Source organism: Paenibacillus sp. AN1007 (assembly GCF_040702995.1).
Taxonomy (GTDB): domain Bacteria; phylum Bacillota; class Bacilli; order Paenibacillales; family Paenibacillaceae; genus Paenibacillus.
On record NZ_CP159992.1, the window covers coordinates 5,624,208 to 5,648,134 of the forward strand.

20 protein-coding genes are annotated in these 23,927 nt (G+C 47.1%); 4 read left to right on the forward strand and 16 right to left on the reverse strand.

From position 1 onward, the window contains the following. Window positions 1–137 precede the first annotated feature (137 nt). The 5 genes from ABXS70_RS25285 to ABXS70_RS25305 all read right to left on the reverse strand — a co-directional run bounded on the left by ABXS70_RS25285 (window position 138) and on the right by ABXS70_RS25305 (window position 4,405). A complete protein-coding gene (locus ABXS70_RS25285; RefSeq protein ID WP_342553700.1) occupies window positions 138–407 on the reverse strand; it encodes an HPr family phosphocarrier protein in 270 nt (89 codons plus the stop codon). 151 nt (window positions 408–558) lie between these two features. Beyond that, window positions 559–1,497 carry a DNA-binding protein WhiA gene (gene whiA, locus ABXS70_RS25290; protein WP_342553699.1) on the reverse strand — a complete coding sequence of 313 codons (939 nt, stop codon included), beginning with the start codon at window positions 1,495–1,497 and terminating at the stop codon, window positions 559–561. Window positions 1,498–1,503: 6 nt separating this feature from the next. Next, a complete protein-coding gene (locus ABXS70_RS25295) occupies window positions 1,504–2,490 on the reverse strand; it encodes a YvcK family protein (RefSeq protein ID WP_342553698.1) in 987 nt (328 codons plus the stop codon). 13 nt (window positions 2,491–2,503) lie between these two features. Beyond that, window positions 2,504–3,403 carry an RNase adapter RapZ gene (gene rapZ / locus ABXS70_RS25300; protein ID WP_342553697.1) on the reverse strand — a complete coding sequence of 300 codons (900 nt, stop codon included), beginning with the start codon at window positions 3,401–3,403 and terminating at the stop codon, window positions 2,504–2,506. Window positions 3,404–3,454: 51 nt separating this feature from the next. Continuing rightward, window positions 3,455–4,405 carry an ROK family glucokinase gene (locus ABXS70_RS25305; RefSeq protein WP_123066169.1) on the reverse strand — a complete coding sequence of 317 codons (951 nt, stop codon included), beginning with the start codon at window positions 4,403–4,405 and terminating at the stop codon, window positions 3,455–3,457. Window positions 4,406–4,770: 365 nt separating this feature from the next. Here ABXS70_RS25305 and ABXS70_RS25310 point away from each other — a divergent pair, with 365 nt between their 5' ends. Genes ABXS70_RS25310 through ABXS70_RS25325 form a run of 4 tightly spaced genes read left to right on the forward strand, consistent with a single transcriptional unit; the run spans window position 4,771 to window position 8,173 of the window. Next, entirely contained in the window at window positions 4,771–5,685 is a 915-nt protein-coding gene (locus ABXS70_RS25310; protein ID WP_366291854.1) for an ABC transporter ATP-binding protein, read from the forward strand. A gap of 1 nt (window position 5,686) precedes the next feature. Then, entirely contained in the window at window positions 5,687–6,424 is a 738-nt protein-coding gene (locus ABXS70_RS25315; RefSeq protein ID WP_342553695.1) for an ABC transporter permease, read from the forward strand. Between the two features lie 10 nt (window positions 6,425–6,434). Beyond that, on the forward strand, window positions 6,435–7,574 hold the full coding sequence (locus ABXS70_RS25320; RefSeq protein WP_366291859.1) for a sensor histidine kinase: 1,140 nt from the start codon (window positions 6,435–6,437) through the stop codon (window positions 7,572–7,574). Beyond that, window positions 7,571–8,173, forward strand: coding sequence for a response regulator transcription factor (locus ABXS70_RS25325; RefSeq protein ID WP_366291862.1), 603 nt, complete (start codon window positions 7,571–7,573; stop codon window positions 8,171–8,173). The genes ABXS70_RS25320 and ABXS70_RS25325 overlap by 4 nt, the downstream gene beginning before the upstream one ends. A gap of 112 nt (window positions 8,174–8,285) precedes the next feature. On the opposite strand, the gene ABXS70_RS25330 is transcribed toward ABXS70_RS25325, so the two are convergent. The 11 genes from ABXS70_RS25330 to hisJ form a co-directional block, all read right to left on the reverse strand. Further along, on the reverse strand, window positions 8,286–9,317 hold the full coding sequence (locus ABXS70_RS25330) for an AI-2E family transporter (RefSeq protein ID WP_342553692.1): 1,032 nt from the start codon (window positions 9,315–9,317) through the stop codon (window positions 8,286–8,288). Between the two features lie 165 nt (window positions 9,318–9,482). Then, a complete protein-coding gene (gene trxB / locus ABXS70_RS25335; protein ID WP_342553691.1) occupies window positions 9,483–10,442 on the reverse strand; it encodes a thioredoxin-disulfide reductase in 960 nt (319 codons plus the stop codon). A 191-nt stretch (window positions 10,443–10,633) separates the two neighbouring features. Next, complete coding sequence (locus ABXS70_RS25340; RefSeq protein WP_366291865.1) at window positions 10,634–12,376, reverse strand: tetratricopeptide repeat protein; 1,743 nt, start codon at window positions 12,374–12,376, stop codon at window positions 10,634–10,636. Window positions 12,377–12,577: 201 nt separating this feature from the next. Continuing rightward, window positions 12,578–14,332, reverse strand: coding sequence for a hypothetical protein (locus ABXS70_RS25345; RefSeq protein WP_366291868.1), 1,755 nt, complete (start codon window positions 14,330–14,332; stop codon window positions 12,578–12,580). 142 nt (window positions 14,333–14,474) lie between these two features. Continuing rightward, window positions 14,475–15,428: a TIM barrel protein gene (locus tag ABXS70_RS25350; RefSeq protein WP_366291871.1), complete on the reverse strand. Its 954-nt coding sequence runs from the start codon at window positions 15,426–15,428 to the stop codon at window positions 14,475–14,477. 54 nt (window positions 15,429–15,482) lie between these two features. Beyond that, complete coding sequence (locus ABXS70_RS25355) at window positions 15,483–16,355, reverse strand: carbohydrate ABC transporter permease (protein ID WP_342553687.1); 873 nt, start codon at window positions 16,353–16,355, stop codon at window positions 15,483–15,485. 75 nt (window positions 16,356–16,430) lie between these two features. Then, window positions 16,431–17,327 (reverse strand): ABC transporter permease subunit, encoded by an 897-nt coding sequence (locus ABXS70_RS25360; RefSeq protein ID WP_145335912.1) that lies wholly within the window; start codon window positions 17,325–17,327, stop codon window positions 16,431–16,433. Between the two features lie 102 nt (window positions 17,328–17,429). Then, window positions 17,430–19,016 carry an extracellular solute-binding protein gene (locus ABXS70_RS25365; protein ID WP_366291875.1) on the reverse strand — a complete coding sequence of 529 codons (1,587 nt, stop codon included), beginning with the start codon at window positions 19,014–19,016 and terminating at the stop codon, window positions 17,430–17,432. A 496-nt stretch (window positions 19,017–19,512) separates the two neighbouring features. Next, window positions 19,513–21,774 (reverse strand): helix-turn-helix domain-containing protein, encoded by a 2,262-nt coding sequence (locus ABXS70_RS25370; protein WP_342553685.1) that lies wholly within the window; start codon window positions 21,772–21,774, stop codon window positions 19,513–19,515. A gap of 276 nt (window positions 21,775–22,050) precedes the next feature. After that, window positions 22,051–22,998, reverse strand: a complete 948-nt coding sequence (locus ABXS70_RS25375; RefSeq protein ID WP_342553684.1) for a ribose-phosphate pyrophosphokinase — start codon at window positions 22,996–22,998, stop codon at window positions 22,051–22,053. A gap of 87 nt (window positions 22,999–23,085) precedes the next feature. Then, window positions 23,086–23,925: a histidinol-phosphatase HisJ gene (gene hisJ / locus ABXS70_RS25380; protein WP_342553683.1), complete on the reverse strand. Its 840-nt coding sequence runs from the start codon at window positions 23,923–23,925 to the stop codon at window positions 23,086–23,088. Window positions 23,926–23,927 lie beyond the last annotated feature (2 nt).

Below are 23,927 nucleotides of genomic sequence, written 5' to 3' on the forward strand. Positions count from 1 at the left end.
TTGAAGCGATTTGATACCTTAACAGACGGGACAAAATCCATAATGTTGCACTTGACGGTGCCGATTATATACAATTTTATGTAAAACGCAAAAAAGCCCCTTGCGGGACTTCTTCATTCGCTCATTCATGTTAACTCTTATTGGTTTTCAAGCTCTTCCTTGCTTACCAGACTAACTAAAGCGTTTACAGCCTGATCGGCATCCGCGCCTTCTGCACTGATCTGGATTTCCGTACCTGTACTGATCGCAAGGCTCATGATTCCCATGATGCTTTTTGCATTCACTTTTTTATCGTCCTTCTCGACGAACACTTCAGATGAGTACTTATTCGCCTCTTGCACGAACAGTGCCGCAGGTCTGGCATGGAGACCCGTTTTCAAACGGACAACTACCGGGTGCTTTGTCATAGAAACTTACCCCCTATTATAAAATCTGGACATTAAATACACAATTATATTTATACAACATTATACCATTAACCGGTGCAGGACACTAGAAGAAAAAACGCAGCCTGCTTCTGCGGGCAGAAAGCAGCTGTCACATTCTCTTCACAAACGGTTAACTGTATCGTTCTGCACGCACTTTCTCAGCCAATTCATCAATTTTCCGCAGTCGATGGTTCACTCCTGATTTGCTCACCGTACCCTTCAGCAATTCGCCAACTTCCTTCAGATTGATATCTGGATGAGCAAGCCTGACCTCTGCTACTTCACGCAGCTTATCCGGCAGCGACTCCAAACCTACTTCCTTCTGCAGTAAACGGATATTGTCAATCTGTCTGACCGCTGCCCCGATCGTCTTGTTCAGATTGGCTGTCTCACAGTTAACGATCCGATTCACCGAATTACGCATGTCCCGCATAATTCGCACATCCTCAAATTTAAACAGGGCCTGGTGAGCTCCAATGATGCTGAGCAGCTCAATGATTTTCTCACCTTCCTTAATGTATAGGATGAATCCTTTTTTCCTTTCTATACACCGGGCATTGAGATGAAATTCATTGGCCAGATCCACTAGGGCCTGGCAGTGCTCCTCATACATCGAGGCGATCTCCAGATGATATGACGAACCTTCCGGGTTATTTACCGATCCTCCTGCCAGAAAGGCACCGCGAAGATATGCCCGTTTACAGCAGTTTTTCTTCAACATCTCTTCGTTAATGCCTGGCGTAAACAGGAACCCTTCGGAAACAATTCGCAGCTCCTTTAAAATCTCCTGAACCATCGTCGGAACACGAACAATATATACATTGTTCTTTTTCAGCCGCATTTTCTTGCGAACCAGCAATTCCGTATGCACTTGAAAATGCTTTTTAAGCAGAGAGTATGCCCTTCTTGCGATCGCAGCATTCTCTGTCGAAATATCCAAGATGACTTTTTTATTCGATAACTGCACCGCACCTAGCATACGGATGAGGGCTGAAAGTTCCGCCTGTTCGCAGCACGCTTCACTCTCGATCATCGTTAATTCTTTTTTGGTTTGTGCTGCAAATGACATGGGACTTCACCTCTTCCGTAACATCCAATTTTGAACCAGCTGATAAATATGATGACTGAGCTTATCAGCATCATGGCGCAGATAGGTTTTGAACAGAACCAGCGTGTCTGCAACAACCTGATACCCTGAGCTTTTAAGTACATTCATATCAAGTACAACCGGTTTTGCACCTTTTTCCGCATATTTATTCTGCACCTGCAGCGGAATATCCCCATTGTTCACGATCACGTAGTCAAAAAGCTGATGCCCAATGTGCTCGTGAACAGCCTTAAGATGATCACTTACCGTATAATTATCGGTTTCACCTGGCTGTGTCATTACGTTGCAGATAAACATCTTCACTGCATCTGCCTCCACAACTGCTTCTGCCAGTTTGGGCACAAGCAAATTCGGAAGGATACTTGTATAGAGACTGCCTGGGCCAATCAGAATCGCATCAGCCTGGCGTATTGCCTCTACAGCCTCTGGCAACGGCTCCACGTGATCCGGTTCAAGGAAAACGCGTTTAATGCGTCCGCCGGCTTCCGGGATTTTGGACTCGCCTGTAACAATCGATCCATCCTCCATCTCGGCATGCAGCACAACAGCCTGACCTGCTGCAGGAAGTACCTGACCCCTAACGGCAAACACGCGGCTAAGCTCCCGCACAGCGGTTACAAAGTCGCCTGATATATCCGTCATTGCAGCCAGTATTAAATTCCCCAGGCTGTGGCCTGCAAGCCCCGCGCCTGTGTTGAAACGATATTTTAACATGTCCGAAAGCAGTGGTTCAACATCTGCCAGCGCGGTAAGCACGTTACGAATGTCGCCTGGAGGCGGCATTTGCAACTCACTGCGCAGGATGCCTGAACTCCCACCGTCATCTGCAACCGTAACAATGGCCGTGATATCCATCGGTTTTTCCTTCAAACCGCGCAGCATCACGGATAACCCGGTTCCACCGCCCATTACAACGATTCTCGGACGTTCTCTACGTGGTCCGGCCTCTTTCATACCTTCACCCTCTTCAATGACGGTCCCGGTCAGCGTCGCGATGGCTTACGGTAACAGCTTCAGTCTCACTGCTTCCGAGCATTTTGCCCAAATATTCCGATATTGCTACCGAACGATGCTTGCCTCCGGTACAGCCGATTCCAATAATAACCTGGCTTTTGCCTTCCTTCCGGTATTGCGGAATCAGAAAATGCAGCATATCCAGCAGCTTGGTCAGAAACGCCTGTGTTTCAGGCCATTTCATGACGTATTCATATACTTCACTATTCTGCCCCGTATTTGGCCGCAAATGATCAATATAATGCGGGTTCGGCAAAAAACGAACATCAAATACGAGATCTGCATCAATCGGGATACCGTATTTGAACCCGAAAGACGTTATATTCACCGACAGCATCCGGCTCTCCAGGTGTGAGAAACGCGAAATGATACGCTCCTTCAATTGAGCTGGCTTCATCGTGCTGGTATTCAGCACCTGTGTTGCTGAATTTTTGAGCTCCTCCAGCATTTTGCGCTCCAGCTTGATCCCGTCCAGCGGCATGCCTTCGGGTGCCAGAGGATGTCTGCGTCTGCTCTCTTTATAACGCTGCACCAGCACAGAATCCGTTGCATCCAGAAATAAAATTTCGCAATGAATTGTAAAATGGTCCTTGATATAATTCAAAGACTCGGACAATGCCGTGAAAAATTCCCGTCCCCGCAAATCGATAACAAGTGCTACTTTGCCGATCTTGCCATTGGACTGTTCAATCAGTTCCGCGAATTTGGGAATCAAAACAGGCGGTAAATTATCCACACAGAAAAAACCCAGATCCTCCAGACTCTGCACAGCTATCGTTTTACCCGCTCCGGACATACCCGTAATGATAATGAGCGTGGCGCCTGTGCCTGGTGAGCCTTCACCGTCAAGCATAAATGTCCCCTCCTTATCATATTGCTGTCGGATTATCGTGCTGCGAGGTTACTACGAACGCAAGAGGAGACCTGCCGCACCTACGATACCTGCATCATTCCCCAGTGTAGCTTCCAAAATCTGAACACCCTGCTGCAGCGGCTCCGGCGTCAATTGAGCGAACACGGTGCGGATCTCATCAAACAGGAAATCCCCTGCCTTGGATACACCACCGCCAACAATGAACAATTCCGGATTCAGTACAGCTGCTACTGTTGCCATGGATTTACCTAAATAGTATGCCGCACGGTTTACGATCCGCAGGGCTACTTCATCACCCGCTTTGGCCGCATCAAATACTTCCTTGGCAGCGATTTTGTCTACCAAAGCAAGTGACGTATGGTCGCCACGCTCTACGGCATCCTTCGCCATTCGAATGATTCCCGTTGCAGACGATACCGTCTCCACACATCCCATTTTGCCACAGCCGCACTTGATCGCTTCCAGATCAGGCACCACACTGATGTGTCCCAGTTCCCCTGCCATACCGGAAAAACCTTGATAGATCTTACCATTCAGGATGAGACCCCCGCCAACGCCTGTACCGAGTGTGAAGCATACACAATTGTCTACACCCTTGCCAGCTCCAGCCCAAGCTTCACCGAGAGCAGCAACGTTCGCATCATTATCTATTTTGACAGGCTTGCCCAGACGTTCTTCCAGAACCGAACGAATGGCTACATTCCGAAATCCAATGTTAGGAGCATGAACAATAATCCCCTCGCGTACATTTGTGAAACCGGCAACTCCTGCACCGACACCTTCAAGCTGTTCCCAGCTGTATGGCGATTCGGCTACAATATGACGGACATACTTCTCGATGTTGGCGATAACCGTGTCAACGCCCTGATCCACTTCAGTCGGTCCTTCATACGTATGCATAAGCTGACCTTGATCATCACATATACCGACCTTGATTGCTGTTCCGCCGAGATCGACCCCAACGTAGATTTTCTCAGACATGCTGCAAGCCACCTTTATCTATCTAAAATAGTTTAAGTCCTACGTACCAACTATAATTGAAGGATACGCCGGGGTCAAGACGAGAAGACCTCACGCACATCATGCTTTGGCAGGGTTGTGAACGACATCACCCTCCCTTTTTGAATACGTATACATTCTTCCTGTACTCTATTAAAATGCCTCGCTTCCTCCCTCCCTATTAGAAAAGGAATCCTCTCAACTCATGATATTTCATCGTCACGCGTTCCATTCATACAAAATGACAATTGTCATCTGATATTCATGACAATGTTTACTAAACCCTTCACGTCCTCACAAGTAAGATAAATGTATAACATTTAACCAGACGAAGGACGTGATGATACATGAATTCACCTAAGACTGTGATACAGCTGGATAATGTCAGCAAGCAGTTCGGAAATAAACAAGCTGTCCACCAAGTTTCACTCAAAATAAACCAAGGATCAATCACCGCTATTCTTGGACCCAACGGTGCAGGCAAAACGACCACCATCAAGATGATGCTAGGTCTTACCAGCCCTTCTGCAGGCGAAATTACCATTCTTGGCATGCCCCCGGGTCACAAGCAGGTGCTGCAGCGAATTGGCGTCATGATGCAGGATGTCAGTGTGATGGACTTCCTTACCGTACGCGAGATTATTCGCATGGTACGAAGTTACTATCCGGCTCCGCTTGATACTGCATCACTTGAGAAATTAACCGGGCTTGCCCCGGCTGATCTGAACCGAAGAGCAGAGAAGCTGTCCGGGGGACAGAAGCGCAGTCTGAATTTTGCTCTGGCTATGACCGGCAACCCCGACATTCTTTTTTTCGACGAGCCTACTGTTGGCCTGGATTCAGAGACCCGCAGAGCATTCTGGGCCAAGATTCGAACCCTTGCACAGCAGGGCAAGACCGTAGTCTTCACCACGCATTATTTGCAGGAAGCCGATGAAGCGGCTAATCGGATTATTCTGTTTAATGAAGGGGCTATTGCCGCAGACGGAACGCCTGAGCAGATCAAAAGCGGTATGACCAAGCGAATGTTGTCCTTCACCTATGCTCCTTTTCTTGAAAATCAAACCTGGATCGAAAAACTGTCCGGCGTAGATCGCGTGCAGTATCACCAGAATCGGTGCATTCTTCATAGTAAAGACACCGACGCGCTGATTCGCCAGATTATAACGATGCAGCTTCCCGTTCAGGATATCCGCATTGAAGCCGGACAGTTGGACGATGCCTATGCATCGATGATTAATAAAGCGAAGGAGGAGCAGTAACATGTCCATGCTGATTGCCCAATCCCGTGCGGAGATGGTTCGAATGATCCGCAACGTCTACTTTGTATTCTGGTCCTTGCTGATACCGGTTCTGTTTTACATTCTATATACACGTATATTTACAACAGACGCTGTAGATGCCGAGGCCTGGAATGCACATTATCTCATGTCCATGACCTGCTTCAGTGTGATGGGCTCGTCCATTATGACTCTAGGCATTCGCCTCGTGCAGGAAAGAGCCCATGGCTGGGTTACCTACCTGAGGGTTACGCCGCTCCCGAATTCCATTTATTTTGGAGGCAAAATGATCGGCCAGACCTTCATCCACATATGCTCGATTATAGTCATCTTCACATCAGGTTACTTGATTAACGGTGTCTCTCTCACCTTCTCCCAGTGGGTCGGTTCTGCACTCTGGATTCTTGCAGGCTCTCTGCCTTTTCTTGCCCTAGGCACATGCATTGGCACGCTGCGCCGAGTAGATACGGCAAGTGGATTAAGCAACGCCATATATCTCTCCCTCGCCCTGCTCGGAGGGATGTGGATGCCGCTTGACGTGATGCCAGAATGGCTTGCACAGATTGGCCGCTGGCTCCCTTCTTATAGTTTTGGCAATGGTGCATGGGTCATTATCAGTGGTGATATGCCGCAATTGCGGGACATCCTTCTTTTAGGAGGCTATCTAGCGGTATTTATGTTACTATCCACATATATCCGCAGCAGACAGAAGGAGGCGTAAACTCGGCACTATGCTTCAAGGATTTGAGCTTTTTCCCAAACGATTCGGAATTTATCCGTACATCTGGATGATCTACTTAGTGATGCCGGTTTATTACCTGGCGAACGCTCATGGATATGAGCAATACATCGGAATTACTGCTTTTATTGTGTTTGTTCTAACCTATCGCCAGCTGTATATGACAGCAGGAAAACTTCTTTTTTCCTACTGGCTTGTGCTGCAGATGTTATGTGTTCTGATTCTAACTCTGGTCGTTGATCTGAACATGTTTTTTCTAGCATTCTTTACTGCCAATTTCATCGGGTGGTATACCGAGAAGCGGCTCTTCCGATTGTTTTTGTTGGTTTTCGCCATCATTCAGACGATTCCGATCTCTATCGCTACAGTTCAGAACCAGCTCAGCACCGGACAGCTGTTATTTTTCGCTCCCTTTTATATCATTATGCTGGTCTCTCCCTACGGCATTCGAACCATGCTGGATCGACAGCAGCTTGAAGCCAAGCTTGATGAAGCGCAGCAGCATATTAAGGAATTGATTAAACGTGAGGAACGCATGCGCATTGCCAGAGACCTGCATGATACGATGGGACATACACTCTCGTTGATTACGTTGAAAAGTGAGCTGGTGACCAAGCTAATCGCCAAAAACCCGGAACGAGCGATCCAGGAAGCCCGCGAGATTGAACGCACGTCCAGGGCCGCACTGCGTGAAGTGCGGCAGCTTGTCTCCGATATGCGAGCAATTAGTATTGCAGAAGCATTAGCTGATGCCAGAGAGATGCTGCGAAGCGCAGATATCGAGATGCGGCTGTCTGCTCAGCAGGAAAACTATAGCGATGTACCGGATTTGACGCAGAATATGGTCAGCTTGTGCCTGCTTGAGGCCGTGACGAATATTGTGAAGCACAGCCAGGCAACCTGGAGCCGGATTTTACTGAAGCGAGAAACGGATGGGATATATATTACAATTCAAGATAACGGAACAGGCATATCCATGGACCAGCAGCAGGGTAATGGCCTGAAAGGCATGTCGGAACGGCTTCATCTGATTGATGGCTCCCTCCGGATCGACTCTGATACCAAAGGCACCCGGCTGGCACTTTTCTTCCCTATCGTTGTAAACAAACCGCAAGGAGGTGTGTCCGTATGATTCGTATTTTGATCGCGGAGGATCAGCGTATGCTTCGAGGGGCTTTAGCCTCCCTGCTTGATCTTGAGGATGATTTCGAGGTCATTGGTGAGGCCGGAAACGGGGAGGAAGCCCTGCAGCGTATCATTTCACTACAGCCCGACCTGTGTCTGATGGATATTGAGATGCCTGTCATGAGCGGATTAGATGTTGCTGAACGGATGCAGCAGCTTGGGTTGACCTGCCGCATCATCATTCTCACAACCTTTGCGCGCCCCGGATTTCTGGAGCGAGCCGTACAGGCAGGCGTGCAGGGCTATCTGCTCAAAGACGAACCCAGTGACCGTCTGGCCGAAGCTATCCGCCGTGTCATGAATGGAGGCCGTGAAGTATCGCCAGAGCTTGTTTTTGGTGCAGCCAAATCAGTCAACCCGCTAACGGAGCGGGAAAAGGAAGTCCTGAAACTGGCGGCAACCGGCATGAACGCCAATCATATCGCCGCTTCACTGCACCTTTCTTATGGAACCGTACGCAATTATTTGTCAGAGGCCTTTGCCAAACTGGACGCCAAGAACCGGATGGAAGCTGTTGCTGTAGCGGAGGAAAAGGGCTGGCTGTGAGCACAGGCAATTTGCAGCAGGAAACAAGAACTTCTCTTCGTTCGGCAGCCAAAAAACGCCTTCCAGCAAAACACTGGAGGCGTTTTTTGGTTACCATTCAGTTAAACATGAATTACAGCTTCGTCTCTACACGTACAGGCTCATCGGTTTTCTCCATCTTGTTTACATCCAAAATATCCAGCATGAAGACAAAGATTGGAATACCAATAATCAAGCCCCAGATTCCGAGGAAATGCTGCGACAGAATCAGGACGATAAAGGTGTAAAACATCGGCAGTTTGGTTTTGTGCGCCATGAGCTTTGGATTCAGGAAATACGTTTCCAGTGCGTGAATGATGATGATCATAATAATCACGATGATACCCATCTGCAGACCGCCCATCTGATACCCGATCAGACAGAGCGGTACAAGGGAGATCATAACCCCCGCCACAGGCACCAGACTAAGCAGGAAAACCATAATGGTCAATGCGAACAGATAAGGGTAGCCTAAAATCCACAATCCGAGCATCGTCAGCACCGTATTAAATACAGCAATAAGCAGCTGTGCTTCAATGACTTTACCAAAAGAAGATACAAATTTGTCGCCCAGGTACGCTACTTCATTATAGAACCAGCCAATTTTGCTCGTTTTAAACTTGGACGTAAATTTATAGATTTCTTTTTTCTGCAGCAGGAAGAACAGGCTCAAAATAATAACCAGCAGGATGAATTCCAGCCATTTGCTCAAGGCAAAAATGTATTTCAACGCTTCATTGGTATAATTTTTGATATCAAAGGACTGCAGATAACCAGCGATCTTGGAGGCAACATTATCACCATCCGCTGTGTCAAGAAACTTCATAATTTCATTTGTCAGCTGCACAACCTGATCCACAATCCGTGGTGAATATCTCGATATACCCAGCACGATCCCGGCAATCACGATCATATACAGCAGAATGACCACGACTTTATAATTAACCGGAAAAAAGCGATTCAACCCTCTTGTAATGAGATGCTGCAGCCTGTTCATGACGTAAGTCACCAGGAACAACAGCAGAATCATATGAAGCATACTCCCCATACTGAACAAAATTAAACAGAACAACAGCAGGATCAAAAACCGCCTAACTGTCGCGTTCTGCAGCCAATCTTTTATCATTTCCCCCAATATCTTCACCTCACAGCTAATATACCCCTTATGTATACGAATCCATGCCCGCCATCGTTTCAAAAAAAGAGAAGCCCGCCGGCTTCTCTCACTTCATGAGACTTCCCGTTGTCTCTTATAGCTAACTTATTCCAAACCATAAGGCTGTAATACTTGTTACTTATCCAGCGTTTCACTCCAATCGTGAACGATGCTTCCCTCCAGGAACTTCTCACAATCCATCGCCGCCATACATCCTGAACCCGCCGCCGTAATCGCTTGACGATATTTCGTATCCTGCACATCTCCACAAGCAAACACACCTGGAATATTGGTCTCGGTTGTACCAGGCTTAACCACGACATAACCATGCTCATCCAGCGTGATGGCATTACCTAAGAATCCGGTGTTTGGTGTGTGCCCGATCGCAACAAATACACCATCTGCTTCGATCAGCTCTTCTTGGCCCGTCTCATTGTTGCGCACTTTCAAACCTTTGACCCCCATCGCTTCAGGCACAACTTCAAGCGGCGTACGGTTTAACGCCCACTTTACCTTCTCGTTGCTTCGGGCCCGGTCCTGCATAATCTTGGATGCACGGAGTTCATCCCGGCGGTGAACCAATGTAACGTCTGTAGCAAAACGAGTCAGGAAGCTCGCTTCTTCCATCGCCGAATCACCGCCGCCCACCACAACAATCTTTTTACCGCGGAAGAAAAATCCGTCGCAGGTTGCACATGTACTTACTCCACGTCCTACGTTCTCCTGCTCTCCCGGAATGCCGAGATAACGGGCTGAAGCACCTGTGGAGATGATGATGGAGTCTGCCTCTAATTCACCGATTCCGCCAACGCTGACTTTGAAAGGCTGCTTGCTGAAATCGACCTCTTCCACCCAGCCGTTCTTGAACTCCGCACCAAAACGCTCCGCTTGTTTTCGCATGTTGTCCATTAGTTCAGGCCCCATGATGCCTTGAGGGAAGCCCGGAAAATTCTCAACTTCTGTCGTCGTGGTTAACTGCCCACCTGGCTGAAGACCTTCAATCACCAGCGGATTCAGATTCGCACGAGCTAGATATATCGCTGCTGTCAGACCCGCGGGTCCGGTTCCGATCACAATCGTTCTGTATTTAGACATATAGATACAGCCTCCTTCATCAGGTTGAGAGTGTGTAATGGTCGCGAATAACTTGCCAAGATAATATCCTACAGGCATTTTGAGACCTATTCGTTAAGTTTACCCGTTTTCCCGGTTAATGTATCCTTCTCCTCCGGAGAACCATGCTTATGAACTAAACCTCGCCTCGTCTTTACAGTTAATCGCTGGACTTACCCTTTTGGCGGGGTCATGCCGCATATCTGATTAAGCTGTCTCGCATACTTGCTGACGGTTGCTGCAGATATGCCGTAACGTTCGGCAATGCTTTGATACGTAACAGGCCGGCTGTGATTTTTCGAAGCCAGATACTCCAGTCCTGCGGCCCATCCTTCGATCTGTTTTGACCCGGACAACTCCAGATGAACTCTCGAGACATAGTCTGCCCAGAGCCGTTCCATTTCCTGCTGCAGTTCGGCTTTGGCCTCAGACATCTGAAGCGCCCGGTCAACGACAACCTGCCAGTGGGGCGAGGCTCCCGTTTTTGACTGACTCCCTGAACGATCTGCTTTTTTCACTGTACTTATAGAGTGAAGAGTTTCACCGGAAAAAGGTCTGGACACTTTAGCTTCCTGTCCATGAGGCTCCGCCATTCGCAGATTACTTAAGACATCCTCTGCAGCCTTAACAAGGGCTGGCTCTTCATCAGGCTCTTCAATAAATGACTGCAGTGCCTGCTGCACCTCGTAATCTCCGATCATTCCAAGCGCATGTATAACCTGCAGTTTGGTTGCCTGATCCCCGTGCCGCAGCGCCCAGAAAAACGACGAACGAATCAACGGATCATTTTTCATCTCTTCCGGAATACCGCTGCCGTAGTCCTCCCACTGCTTGAACTGCTCATCAAAAGGCAGATGATAGTGATAACTCAGCATATTTGGCTCCTGTGAGCCTTGAAGCACCGCCTCGAGACCATTCAGATAATAACGAGACACCTCTGAGCCAGGGTCAAGTTTGTTTACATGATGCCACAGCCGCTTCGCAATGTCATAACGTTCTGTATTGTACGCCGCCACTGCAGCATAATGCGCAAGGGCCGGATCAGCCGCCGTTTCTTCATTCTTGAGAAGCCTGCGGAAATGAACATATGCCGCGTCATGCTGGCCCAGAATCCCCATCGTCGTAGCCAGCTTGTATACCTGTTCATGCTGATACGGCACGATCACACGCAATTTTTTGATCAGCAGCAGTACCTGATCTGTCCGATTCTCATTCTGATAGAAGATGGCCAGATTACAGAGTGCATGCAGATTGCCTGGTTCCTGTTCAAGTACTTCGGCGATGGTTTCTTTTGCTTTGGAGAACAGCCCCATATAATAATAAGCAAGAGCCAGATTGTTACGGGCGGCAAAATAATCAGGATAATCGGGTGACATGCCTTCAAGCAGCTCTGCAGCCTGGGCAAACTTGCCCTCTTCGAGCAGTTCACGTGCCTGATCATGCTCCACGACACCTTTGCGTGACTTGATTCGATTTATTTTAGCCGGGCGATCCAGCTCATAATATAGAAGTTCCATCATTTCTTCGGCTTCAGTCATAAACTGGCCCTGCGTATCTTCCTCCAGGTAAGTCACCAGCGCACGCTCAGCTTCCTCAAAACGATCCATATTGGCGTAGTTGTTTGCCATATAGAAATAACATTCGGTCATGGACGGGTCGACCACATCCAGCACGTTGGCCAAAATAGCGTTGGAGGCCTCGTAGTCCCCCTTCTCTGATAATATACCCGCCATATTACAATGATTCACCGGATTGTCCGGCTCGTATTCAACAGCTTTGCGAAAATATTTCAATGCCTTGTCGACATGATTACGGTCCAGCGAGCGGACAGCTCTTTCAAAAAAGAAAGAAGCATCCAAGTGAATCGGTATAATATTGGCAAGGTGACCCTCGGTCCGCACTAGCTTGCCCTTCATCTTGCAAGGCACCTCCTCTTTGCTTTCATTCATACTCTTCAGTATACCACATCTTTAGGCCCTCTTCGCTATATGTAGTTTCATGTCGTTTATGAAAAAAATACAAATAAATAAAGACAGCATCTCATCCGTTCCATGAATGAAATGCCGTCTATATTTCAGATGCTCTGTCAATCGATTATATCTTCAAGAAGTTGAAATTTAATCTTTTTTCTCCAGTGAAGGAGATAGCGTTATATTTAATGTTTTATCGAACGGAGTCATGAAGTTAACCAGCACAACTTTGCACTTCTCCGGCATTTTGGCTTCACGGACCGATGCTGACAGATGCCCCATTTCGCCTCCGTCCATCTCAAGCCAGTCTTCTCCGCAGCTGTAACGAAGCTTGCCGCCTCTCCACAAAATGCTTCCATCACTTGCTTCTATACCATCCTCGCAGCTGAGTTCGCCTTCGCTTCCAAACACAAAGGATAACTGCATCATGATGTCCTGCGGCTCTTCTCCGGTGAGATGCATTGTCCAGCCGCCGCTTTCTGTCTGCACTACCTCGGCACCAACGCGGAATGTCTGCTCATGTGTAAGTGCACGGCTCTGATGAGGGAGCAAATACCACGGACTGATGGCTGAGGAAGCCGATGCCGGTAAATCTCCCGTAGGAACAGGGCCGTAATACCCTTTCTTTTGTTCACCGGTCAACTGATATCCTTGAGGAACACGGGTCATCCTCTGCATCGGTATATAACCCGGGTTGAAGTAAGAAGCCAGCTGCACCGCGAGCAGACGTACCCTGCCGTGACGAAGTGCAAAAAATGGCGGAACCTCTGTCATAACGGTTACACTAGTCTCCTCATCACGGATTCGGGCAACCGGGGCACCGAAATCTGTGTGCATACGGCTGTGCGATATCTGCCCATGATGACCGACATTCTCCATCTGGCTCACATAATTCTCCCGCACAAAGTGCTCATTGAGCAGCACTTCATATTGAACCGGAAGCGCATCCGTTGATCCATCGATCTGTTGGAGCTCGGGTTCCAGCAGCAGTCGAACGAGAGCATTCACCGAACATACACCCGGATCTGTAAGCGTACTGTCTGCCCAAGCTGCCATACCTGCAAAAATCGGGTCCTCGTCCAACCGTGCCAAGATGGCATAAGGCAGGTAATAGGATGACAAATCATGGATGCTGCCCAGATCCTGACGACCTGAATAATCCGTCACAATCTCACCCGCCGGGTGTACCAGATATACCATCATCCGAAGGTTCAGCCGTACCGGCTCCAGCAGTTCAGGACGGTCCAGCAGACGGGCTGCATGGATCAGCATAATATCACTCACCGCATTGTAGATACCGTTACTGCGTTCCGTCCATTCGCCGTCTGGCGTAATATCAATGCCTTCCGCCAGCCACTGCTCTGCACGCTGCACGGCTGCTTCTATACCAAAGATTTCATGCAGGAAACCAAGCGCGGCGCACAGCACCCAGCGGTGGTTTGGTGTATGACAGCCCCCTGTTAACATCACCGGAATTGTCCGTTCCAGGAACAGGCGCATATTATCCAGAACAGGCTTCAATGGAGCCCAACCCTGCTGGTCCAGAAGCTGGTACAGCTGCGAATACCCTACAACGACAAACGCAGTGTCGGGCGGGGAATGATAGTTGGTCCAGCCAGGTGAGATGGAGCCGTCATGATGCTGCTGACGCAGTACAAATTCACTCGCCAATCTCAGTCTTTCTAACAAAGCCTCATCCCGGTAATACTTCGAATCAGGATTAGAAAGAGCGGCACCCCAGAAGCACATATCTGTCGGTGTTCCTGTCGTATGATTCACCCAGGCCACGCCTGTAGAAGGATCAATCGTTCCGCCATAGTAACGATTCTCCGCATCAAGCATCTGCCGGTTCATCCCTCGTTCTGCCGCTCTGTCATTGCTTTCTACCAGTTGTCTGTACATCTGCGTTCCCTCCATTCAAGGCCCTTCCATGCATAAAAACTAAAAGCTTTTTCATTTATGCAATCCGTCCCTATTCAAAAGATAAGATCAGAAGGCTGTGCGCTCTAACAGCCCAAGCCAACCGATCTTATCGCTTACTTACCTATGCTTCTAATGCATCGAGCTTCTGCATCAGCAGATGATGACTTTCGTGAATGGCATCCGGCTCACATGCTGATTTCAATTCATATACCTTCACCTGTGCCTTGCGGATCATCGGAAGGTATGCATCATAGAAGTGCATATCCTTACTGTGAACATACGGGCACCAGTGATCGGATAATCCCAGCGTTTCATGAATATGAACACCAACGATATCATCCATTAACCCCTGCATCTCACCCACACTGTCATACAGCCCTAATCGATCCATCATGATTGCATGACCTGTATCATACCAGATGCCAACTGGAGCACCTTTGAGAGCCTGAATGATTGTTTTCGCTTCGGCCAGAGTAGGGATTTGCTGGGGTCTTGAGCGGGTCTCAATTCCGAAACGGACGTTTAATCCTTTGGATACTGACCGATTACAGACCTCATCCAGACTGACGATTATTTTCTCGATATATCCTGCACTCAAGGCTTCGCGCCGTTCCATCAATTCCGCCCATTTGCTGCGATATTGCGGCGAATCTGTCCCTTCTTCCCTGTACAGCTTCTCCAGGTCCTTGCTGATGTCATGAGGGAAAGGCACCTCACCAGGGTGCACCACGACAGCTTCCCCTCCATAACGATGTGCATATTCTGCCGATCCAACCAGCAGATCAATGGCTCGCTTACGCTTCACTTCATCCTCGAAACCGAGCAGCACGGAATCCGTTCCATAGTCAGGATCAGGATCATGAGGGAAGGTATTGTGTACACTGGACACCCCAATCTCTCCTCGCTCGATCATCGGCTCAATGGTAGTGAGCATCTCCTTCGTTACATTATAGTTAAGTTCCACCCGGTGAAATCCGAGATCTTTGATCTCTCGAATCATGTTCTCACCAACAGGATGCCTCCTGATATTCCAGCATGTCGAGAATGAGTATTCTCCCTTGTCAATTCCCTGCATAATACATTCCTTCTCCTTCCCCGATTGTGATGTTTGTGTGTAAGGGGATGCGAATTAACCTTTAACTGCTCCCTGCATTGCGCCGCTAACAAAATACTTTTGCAGCCATGGATACACGAGCAGGATCGGTACTGTTGCGAAAACAACCGTAGCCGCCTTGAGGCTCTCTGGTGTTAACCTTGTACGACTTGCACCCTCCATCAATGTGAGCTCACTTACCATGTTGTTCTGCACCATCTGATACAGCTTCAGCTGCAGAGGATATAATTTCGGATCGGTAATGTACATCAATGAATCCTGGAAGCCATTCCAGCGTCCAACCGCATAAAACAGAGCCAAGGTAGCAAGGACAGGCAAGGACAGTGGCAAAATAATTTTAAAGAGTGTATGCACATGAGAACTTCCGTCAATCTCGGCAGACTCTTCCAGACTATCCGGTATTCCGCGGAAGAAAGAGATCAGGATGATCAGGTTAAACGGACTCACCAGCCCGGGTAGAATCAACGCCCATACCGAGTTCAGCAAATGAAGGTCACGAATCAACAAATACTCAGGAATGATACCACCACTGAAGAACATCGTGATGATAATGATGTACATAAACAGCTTGCGGCCTTTTAATTTTTTCTTTGTCAACGGGTATGCTGCAGCAATGGTAAACAACATACAGCAGAAAGTGGTTATAATTGTAAGGATCGTTGTAAATCCTAGGGAATAAATCATGGAACTATCTGAAAATACTTGACCATATGCATCCCAGGTGAACTCTTTTGGAAAGATCGTTACTTCACCTGATGTAATGGCCCGGTTCGAACTCATCGATATGGCAATGGTGTGCAGAAACGGAGCAAGACAGAATATAACAAACAAAGTAATAAAGGTGATATTAATAATATCGAAAATCCGGTTCGAGGTGCGGTCACTCATCTGCGCACAACTCCTTTACTAATGGTGTACATATACAACAAGCCGAAGGACTTACATCTTATTGCTCTTTTGAGGTTAAAGGATACCTTCTCCTGTCGTTTTCTTCGAGATATAGTTGGAACCGAGGACAAAGATCAATCCAACAACCGCCTGGAATAAGCCTACAACCGTTGCAAGTGTATACTGTCCGGATTGTATACCCATTCTATATACGAAGGTACTAAGTACATCGGAATATTCGCGAACAGCCGTATTACCAATAACGAAAGGCCGGTCAAAACCGATGCTGACCATATTTCCAAGGTTAAGAATAAGCAGTGTTACAATGGTTGGTTTAATACTTGGCAGTGTAATATGCCAAATTCTCTTCAGCCGCGTTGCACCATCAATCTCTGCTGCTTCGAACAATTCCTTGTTCACACCCGTTAATGCAGCCAGATAAAGAATGGTTCCCCACCCAGCACTTTGCCACACACCTGTGAACAGGTAGGTAACAAGCCAAGGGTTCTTTTCAGTCAAAAATGGAATTGAATTCAGGCCCATGCTCTCCAGTATACCGTTGACCATACCGGATTGATTTCCAAATAGTTGGTATACAATCCCCCCGATGATAACCCAGGAGATAAAGTGAGGAATGTACAGAATAGTTTGTGAAATTTTCTTAAACCATTTGAACCTTACCTCATAGAGCATAATAGCCAGAATAATTGGAGCAGGGAATGAAACGATCAGATCAAGAAAATTCAGCATAAACGTATTGCGTAATGTAGTGTAGAAATCCGGCATTGCGAATACCTCGCGAAAAGCATCGAAACCGATCCACTCACTACCGTTAATCCCTTGAAACAAGTTGAAGTCTTTAAACGCGATCTGCACACCATACATCGGTCCATAACGGAAAATGATAAAGTAAATCAGAGGCAATGAAATTAACGCATACAGCTGCCAGTATCTCTTCAAGTATGTGGTCATGTCTCTCTCTCCTCCTCACAAACGAAGAAACGTTATGCCGCCGCCTGAGCGGCGGCACAAGCCTCCTCGAAACACTTCAATTTACAGACATTTCATTTCTGCTTATTGTTCAGCAGCTTCCAGTTCTTTCTTCAGCTCTGATCCGCCCAAGGACATGTAGTCAGCCATTTCTTTTTCGTATACGGCATCAAATTCTTCAGGTTTTGCCATTGCTGTTTTTACGATAATAACGTCCAATTTGTCTGTCAGTGCTGTGCTGTACTTCATCTCTGCTTGAATCGGCTTGCTGAAGACAATTGGTCCAACCGTATCTGTATTTGCGACTTCAAGAGCTTTTTTCAAAATTTCCTGGTTCGCTGGCGGGAATCCCATGATCCATGCTTTTTCGTTCATTGCTTGATCACCAAGGTTTTTACCATTGGAAATAATCGCTGTATCCCCTGCATTGAACAGACGATCTTTTGCTTCTTGAGTAGCGTCTGCTTTAGCTACTGGAATACCATCTACCAGATCATAGTTCTCGCCTTCTACACCATCGTAGATGTCAGTGAGGTTTTTGTCAGATGCCATCCAATCCAGATATTTAATCGCTTCTGCTGCACGTTCACTGCTCTTCGGAATCATGATGTACATCCCATTTGATCCATAACGGGATTTGATGTGTTTTCCATCCGCATTAGCATTGGTGTATGCATCCAGTGGAGCCAAGTTGCTGTCCGGTTTGTTCTTTTTCAACAATTCATAAGATCCATCCGGCCAGAAAATGGAGTCAACATCTTCAGAGAAGAAACCAACATTTCCATTTGCAATGTCTTTATTTAACTGGGTTTTATCTTTATCCAAGCTGAAATCCTTGCTGATCAGACCTTCGTTGTACAGCTTGTTCAGGAATTGCATGGACTCTTTGAATCCTTCATGCAGAGGCAGCTCATAGCGTTGAGCATATGTCTTGTCTCCAGCAATTGGCTTAATGAAAGAATAAATCAACGGCTCATAAGAAGCTGGAGCCAGTCCCATACCCATAGGGATGTTTTGGCTTCCCATTTGGCCAGGATCTTTTTCTTTGAATGCTTTCAGTGTCGCATACAACTCATCTGTTGTTTTAGGTGCTGGCATTCCCAGTTTATCCAACCAATCTTGACGAATGAAGGAACTGTAACGAGCGGTAATCGCACGTTTACCCGGAATAGCAAACTGCTGTCCTTCCACTTGACCGAACTTTAATGTATCTTCGCCCAAAAACTTTTTCAGATTCGGTCCATACTGATTAATCAGATCACCTACATCTGTCAAGCCGCCCTGCTGTGCATAGCGGTAGAACACGCTGGAGTCATAAACGAAGACAATATCCGGAACGTCCGAAGCACTAGCCATAAGAACGTTCAGCTTGGTTACTTCCTCAGAACGTTGAACAGGTACGAATTGTACGTCAATGTTGTTCGGGTCACCAAAGTTCTTTTGAATCATTTGAGAGATAAAGTTGTTGGAGATCGTGTACTGAGAAGGTGTTTTACCACGGTCGAAAAGCTCCACCTTTAATGTGACGCGTTTTCCATCACCAGCTGCTCCGCCTTCTGCTGATTTGTTCTCTGAAGATCCGCACCCCGCAAGTAGTGAGACACCCATTACTGCTGTAAGTGCCAAACCCATTAACTTCTTTAGACTCCCTTTTCTTGTCATTCTGTTCATCCCCTTTGGCTTTACGTGAATGTTTTAAAGCTTGCCCTGAGTATTCCATACTAATGTGCAGCCTGACAACAAACTAAATTCGGGTAGAGCGCTAAACGTGTTATGGTTTGCATGATGGCCTATTTTCGCAGACTGCTGAAATTCCAGAAAACCGCATGGCATCAGGCTTTACTGGCACTATATACCCTTATTCCGAACAGATGGCGACAAACCATTTTCCCACACTGCCTAAATTCGTATCCATCAAAAGGCAATCCTTATGACACATCTCCTGACATAACCATGAAAGTTATGTGTTTGTTTCGCAATTTTTCAAGCGCTTTCATTTTTGCGGAGCTAAAATAAAACAAACAGGGTAAATCAAAACGTATGATATCTCTCCTGCTTATGGAGATTCACGTTTCAATTCACCCTGCTTTTTTTGAAACTTGGATTCATCATGTTCGAATTAATGACATACGTCTATTTCATTTTACCGCAGCGCAGCACAGATCAATTACTCCTCTGCTGCTTTTTGATCTCTTTTCATCCGGCGATAGTCTCCGGGTGTAATGCCTGTCACCCGTTTGAATACCCGTCCTAATGTGATGCCATTCGCATAGCCCACCTTCAGTGCTATATCCTGCAAGGAATGATCTGTATTGAGGAGAAGCTTCTCCGTTTCTTTCATCCTCAGTTCAGTCACAAAGTCAACAAACTTCATGTTGAATTCAGTCTTGAACAGATAACTGGCATGTTTACCGGAAATTTGAAAACGGTCACTCAGATGTTTTAGCGACAGATCCGGGTTCATGAACTGCTCCTCAATATAATTTTTCATTTCATTAACCATTGCTTTGTAGCTCTTCGTTTCAGTAACCGCCACGTATGTGCGGAAGAGATCCGTCAGACTGTCAAACAACAGCACCTTCACATCTTCTAAAGACTCTGCTTCTTCCATGGCATGCAGCCAATTATTGATGTTTTCCTCTGACAGTTCTTTTTGCAATCCTTCCGACATCATGGAAACTTCCCGGCTGAGCATCTGGAGCATGGCTTGAATCAGGGATCGAATTTCATCATCCGGCAGTTTGTTTCGCTCGAATTCTTTGAAGATATCCTCCAGCTGCTCTCTCCACTGTCCGCTCGACATCCTGAAACGCTTAACAAAGTCCGCAATCATCTGCAAATAGGTGTAGGTCTCCAGCAGAGGATGCTGCATCTCGCTTGCCTCTGCTTCACCCACATCACCGTTCATCAGCAATTTACGCTGCATCACCGCTTCAGCCGCGGTAAACGATTGATGAATTGCTCCAATCCCTTCAGCAACAGGTCCAATACCAAAGCTGAGGGAAATTCGGAGATTCTGCTCTACCCAGGATTTACATTCCTCAGCGACAAGCCGAATTTGCTTGGACAAGTCCTGGCCCTGCTGCCCATCTTCTTTTGAAAAGAACAGAATAGCAATACGATCAGCACTGATCCACTCCGTCCAGCACTGTACCTCCGTATCCCGGGACAGCTCCTGTAATACATTCATCAGAGCGAATTTCAGTGTATTTTGCTCACCTCTGGTGAATTTCTCCTGAAATCCTTTTTCATAACGGTTAATATCCCCGACAACCACGATAAAACGAGAAGCTTCATGAGCCCCATCAAATGGGGACACCTCATACAGCTGCCCAGCAGCATTGTCTACGTGCTCACCATGCAGCAGCGCGCTAAATAGTTTACTTCGCTGCATCAGCACGTTTTCCCGGCTCTTTTTATCATAATCCATCATATGATTAATCAGGTTTTCAAGCACGCCATCGATCATCTTCATCTCATCCATACGTGCACCGGATTGCTCAAATGCGCGAATTTGTTGAGATTCAATCCGGTTCATAATGATCTGGATCGGCTTGTAGTTACGCCGGGTCACATACACGATATAGATGATTGCGCAAATCACGGTCAAGACCGCAATGAACACCCACACATACGAAACGACAGATACCCAGCCAAACAGATTCCCAGCTTTGATCCCACTGCTCAGAGTCCAACCAAATCTCTCCAAAGTTAATTCATTTAACTTGGTACCTTCGGCAGCACTCTCCCGATCCGAATGGGCATCATAGATGACCCTGCCCTCCTGATCGGTTATCGTCAGGAAAGAGAGTTTCCCATTGACCATGCTGTCCACACTCTGCTTGATACTGCTCATCTTGATATTGATGACCAATACACCCTCTGAGCCAAAAGGCAGTGGCATTTCTTTATTTACCGTCAACACCTGCACAGGTGTCCTCTGCACATCATCCCATTCAATCTCCCGAACAGGCTGCCAGCCCTGACCTGTAGAACCACTTAGAATCCGATCAATCCATGCCTTATCTCCAAAACTCTCCACTTCTCTGGAGCCGCTTACCGTTATAACACGCTCGTTCTGCTTGTCATAGAGATATATGGACTGAATCCAGGAAGAAGAGTTAATCATCTCACGCAAATTTTGTGCAATAGTATAAACCGTGTCCGAATTATTCGGATTGTTATTGTTAAAATACAGCCTGTACGCCGGCTCGTACTGTACTTTTTCTGTCACAGCCAGTTCAATGTCACGTATTGTATGATCCAGCGTAGTGGCAAGATAACTGGAAGATATCCGATCAGCCTTCCGGGTTTCTTCCCTGGAGATATCATTAATAAAAACAAAAGCAATAAAAATGAGTATGGTCATTGTAAAGAAAAATATAGGGAAGTACGAAAAGAGCAGCCGATAATACCAGGTGCGCGACAATAGACCCCACTCCTCACTCCACGATGCCAATGTCCATCAGCCGTGGTTCTACTGTTTATTATCCGTAACAATTCATTTCCAGATCCATGTATATAAAACGCTATCATTTCTTGGTTTTATGTTATTATATCACAAGCTCTCGAACAGCAAAGCACGGAATTGGATTCGTGGATTTTTAAGGGGTCAAAACAAAAATACCGTGCTGAGCAGGATGAACTCAGACACGGTATTTGAGACAGGATCGGGCCGTAGAATACCCGGGTATATTTGATGGAATTAGATACCTGAATCCTTAAACAGTGTAGCCATAGAGCCGCCGTCGACTATGATGCGTATGGCTCGTGACAGCATTGGTGCAACAGGCAGTACTTTAAAACATTCCGGGTGATCCTCTGGCAGTGCAATCGAATCTGTCACCACAACCTCAGTAATCGATGGATGATTCAGTTTGCTGACCGCCCCATCCGAGAACAAGCCGTGAGTTGCGCAAACATACGCGTTCTCTGCACCTCGCTCTTTCAGACCTTCAACTACATTCACAATGGTTGACCCGGTATCAATCAGATCCTCGATAATAATCGGTGTTCGCCCCTCAACATCACCGATCACATGCGTAATGATGGATTCATTATGACTTGGGCGTTTTTTAATCATGATTGCAAAAGGTGAATCCAGACGGTTCGCCAGCTTCTCCGCCATCGATGCTCGTCCTGCATCAGGAGAAACCACGACTGGATTTTGGATTCCTTTGCTGAGCAGGTATTCACTGATCAAGTCTAGTGATGTCATATGATCTACCGGAATGTTAAAGAAGCCCTGGATAGCTGCAGCATGCAGATCAATCGTAACCACCCGGCTTGCTCCAGCTGTCGTTAATACATCTGCCACCATCTTGGCCGAGATTGGCTCACGCGGAGCAGATTTCCGCTCCTGACGAGCATACCCGTAATACGGGACAATAATGTTCACCGTGCGTGCCGATGCTCTTTTTGCCGCATCAATCATGACAAGCAGCTCAACAAACAGCTCATTAATGGGATGAGACAACGACTGTATTAGAAACACATCACAATTGCGGATCGTTTCTTCGTAATGGACGTATATTTCTCCGCTCTTGAACCGGGACAGTTTAATCTTGCCCAGTTGTACGCCCAGCTTGTCGCATACCTGCTCTGCAAGCTTAGGGTTAGATGAACCGGAAAAAATACGTAACGAATGCTGCATAATGCCCTCCCGAGGGGTATCCCCTATCATATTCCCTTATAGTTAAGTTGAAGAATCCAACCTGTATAAAAGGTTCATTTTCCCCTATTATACTCCACTGTTGGCTGCATTTAAAGGAATGAACGAACGCTGGCGGCTTTCAAAAACAGCAACTTGCTCACATCCAAGTTCATGTAAAAGTTTCTCCGCTTCAGGCAGATTATCGCCCAGCTTCATTGGGTCATGTGCATCCGATCCCATCGTAAGAGGAACACCCAATCGAATTGCTTCGGTCAGCATTCTCCGGCTTGGGAACATCTCCGCACATGGCTTGGACAAGCCTGAGGCATTCAGTTCCATAGCACAGCCGCTTTTGGCCACAGCTTGCAGAGCCGCATCCTCCAGTGCAATGCGTTCCTCGGTCTGCTCAAGCGGCGGTACATAACCAAACCTTTTGATGACATCCGAATGTCCTATAATATCATACAGACCAGAAGCAGCCGATTTGCTCACAGCATCATAATATTGTCGGTATACCTCAAGGATATCTTTGCCTTCCCAATGGTGAGTCTGACGGAAATCGGTAATATCCCATTCACCCAGAAAATGAACGGAGCCAATGACATAATCCCATGGATAACGTTCAATGATCGAACGAATCTCTGATTCAAAGCCTTCGATATAATCACCTTCAAGACCAACACGGACATCAATCTGCCCACGGTATCGTTCCTTCAGAGAGAAACACTCCTCAACATATCGCGGCAGCTCATCCATAGGCATAGCCATCTCGGGATAGTATTCAGCCGGATCCACATGCAGGAGCGGCATATGATCAGACAATCCAATCTGGGACAGACCGATAGCGATTCCGCGCTGCACGTATTCTTCCAGCTTGCCCACCGCATGTCCGCAGCGTTCATGATGAGTATGGTAGTCTATGCGCATTA

Coding starts and splice junctions, on each gene's coding strand:
- ABXS70_RS25315 (WP_342553695.1), top strand. CDS start 5,687: ATGTCCATGCTGATTGCCCAATCCCGTGCGGAGATGGTTCGAATGATC.
- ABXS70_RS25305 (WP_123066169.1), bottom strand. CDS start 4,405: ATGTCTGAGAAAATCTACGTTGGGGTCGATCTCGGCGGAACAGCAATC.
- ABXS70_RS25350 (WP_366291871.1), bottom strand. CDS start 15,428: ATGCAGGGAATTGACAAGGGAGAATACTCATTCTCGACATGCTGGAAT.
- ABXS70_RS25295 (WP_342553698.1), bottom strand. CDS start 2,490: ATGAAAGAGGCCGGACCACGTAGAGAACGTCCGAGAATCGTTGTAATG.
- ABXS70_RS25340 (WP_366291865.1), bottom strand. CDS start 12,376: ATGAAGGGCAAGCTAGTGCGGACCGAGGGTCACCTTGCCAATATTATA.
- ABXS70_RS25360 (WP_145335912.1), bottom strand. CDS start 17,327: ATGACCACATACTTGAAGAGATACTGGCAGCTGTATGCGTTAATTTCA.
- rapZ (WP_342553697.1), bottom strand. CDS start 3,403: ATGCTTGACGGTGAAGGCTCACCAGGCACAGGCGCCACGCTCATTATC.
- ABXS70_RS25365 (WP_366291875.1), bottom strand. CDS start 19,016: ATGAACAGAATGACAAGAAAAGGGAGTCTAAAGAAGTTAATGGGTTTG.
- ABXS70_RS25330 (WP_342553692.1), bottom strand. CDS start 9,317: ATGATAAAAGATTGGCTGCAGAACGCGACAGTTAGGCGGTTTTTGATC.
- ABXS70_RS25310 (WP_366291854.1), top strand. CDS start 4,771: ATGAATTCACCTAAGACTGTGATACAGCTGGATAATGTCAGCAAGCAG.
- trxB (WP_342553691.1), bottom strand. CDS start 10,442: ATGTCTAAATACAGAACGATTGTGATCGGAACCGGACCCGCGGGTCTG.
- ABXS70_RS25345 (WP_366291868.1), bottom strand. CDS start 14,332: ATGTACAGACAACTGGTAGAAAGCAATGACAGAGCGGCAGAACGAGGG.
- ABXS70_RS25375 (WP_342553684.1), bottom strand. CDS start 22,998: ATGCAGCATTCGTTACGTATTTTTTCCGGTTCATCTAACCCTAAGCTT.
- ABXS70_RS25355 (WP_342553687.1), bottom strand. CDS start 16,355: ATGAGTGACCGCACCTCGAACCGGATTTTCGATATTATTAATATCACC.
- hisJ (WP_342553683.1), bottom strand. CDS start 23,925: ATGCGCATAGACTACCATACTCATCATGAACGCTGCGGACATGCGGTG.
- ABXS70_RS25320 (WP_366291859.1), top strand. CDS start 6,435: ATGCTTCAAGGATTTGAGCTTTTTCCCAAACGATTCGGAATTTATCCG.
- ABXS70_RS25285 (WP_342553700.1), bottom strand. CDS start 407: ATGACAAAGCACCCGGTAGTTGTCCGTTTGAAAACGGGTCTCCATGCC.
- whiA (WP_342553699.1), bottom strand. CDS start 1,497: ATGTCATTTGCAGCACAAACCAAAAAAGAATTAACGATGATCGAGAGT.
- ABXS70_RS25325 (WP_366291862.1), top strand. CDS start 7,571: ATGATTCGTATTTTGATCGCGGAGGATCAGCGTATGCTTCGAGGGGCT.